Source organism: Thalassotalea mangrovi (assembly GCF_005116735.1).
Taxonomy (GTDB): Bacteria; Pseudomonadota; Gammaproteobacteria; order Enterobacterales; family Alteromonadaceae; genus Thalassotalea_A; species Thalassotalea_A mangrovi.
Genome location: NZ_SWDB01000056.1, coordinates 1 through 1,230 on the forward strand (window position 1 = coordinate 1; position 1,230 = coordinate 1,230).

The following is a 1,230-nucleotide window of genomic DNA, read 5'->3' on the forward strand; positions in this document are numbered from 1 at the left end:
TGAATCGCCACTAGTTCCCTAGACACCTCTAAGTTAGATAAAATGACTAAAAAGAGAGGTGCATATGAGCGGTAAACGCTACCCAGAAGAATTCAAAATTGAAGCAGTTAAGCAAGTAACAGAGCGTGGTTATTCTGTTGCTGATGTCGCAAAACGATTAGACGTTACAACTCATAGTCTGTATGCCTGGGTCAAGAAATACGGGCCAAGTCGTGAAGAGCACAAAGAATTATCCGATGCACAAGCCGAGATAAATCGGCTCAAGAAGGAATTAAAGCGTGCTACAGAAGAACGCGATATTCTAAAAAAAGCCGCGGCGTACTTCGCAAAGCTGTCCGATTGAGGTACGCCTTCATTAAGGATAATGACTCAATCTGGCCTGTTCGCTGGTTGTGCCAAATGCTGGATGTTCATCCCAGCGGTTACTACGCCTGGTTAAAGCAGCCAAACTCAGCACGCAATAAAGCCAACCAAAAGCTAACAGGCTTGATTAAACAATGTTGGCTTGAGTCTGGTGGTGTCTATGGGTATCGAAAGATCTATTCGGACCTACGGGATTTGGGCGAGCATTGCGGCATTAATCGCGTTTATCGTTTGATGAAACAAGAAGGCTTAAAAGCACAGGTTGGTTACCGCAAACCTCGCCATCGTTCTGGTGAATCGAATATCGTGGCACCCAATAAACTTCAGCGGCAATTTAGCCCATCCGCGCCAGATGAATCCTGGGTAACGGATATTACTTATGTCCGAACTCATGAAGGCTGGTTGTACTTGGCGGTTGTTGTTGACCTGTTCTCACGAAAAGTCATCGGCTGGTCAATGCAATCAAGGATCACGAAAGAGCTTGTCCTTGATGCCTTACTTATGGCGATATGGCGGCGCAGCCCCAAACACACGGTAACGGTGCACTCAGATCAAGGTAGCCAATACACCAGTCACGATTGGCAGTGTTTTTTGCGCAACCATGGATTGGAAGCCAGCATGAGTAGACGCGGAAATTGCTATGATAATGCGGTTGCTGAAAGCTTTTTTCAATTACTCAAGCGAGAACGAATTAAGCGAAAAATCTACTCGACAAGAGATGAAGCACGAAGTGACATCTTTGATTATATCGAAGTGTTCTATAACAAAAAACGGAAGCATGGTTTCAATGATCTACTATCTCCAGTAGAGTATGAAACACGCTATCAAGAACAACTCAGAAGTGTCTAAGTTATTGGTGGCGATTCA

Annotated in this window: 1 protein-coding gene; it reads left to right on the forward strand. The window is 44.7% G+C overall.

Annotated elements, in window-relative coordinates; genetic code table 11:
- Positions 1-64: 64 nt before the first annotated feature.
- Positions 65-1,212, forward strand: a protein-coding gene (locus tag E8M12_RS16215) for an IS3 family transposase (protein ID WP_136737314.1) whose coding sequence is annotated in 2 segments (ribosomal slippage) — positions 65-302 and positions 302-1,212 — 1,149 coding nt in all. Because the reading frame shifts where the segments join, the coding sequence is not laid out codon by codon here.
- Positions 1,213-1,230: the final 18 nt, after the last annotated feature.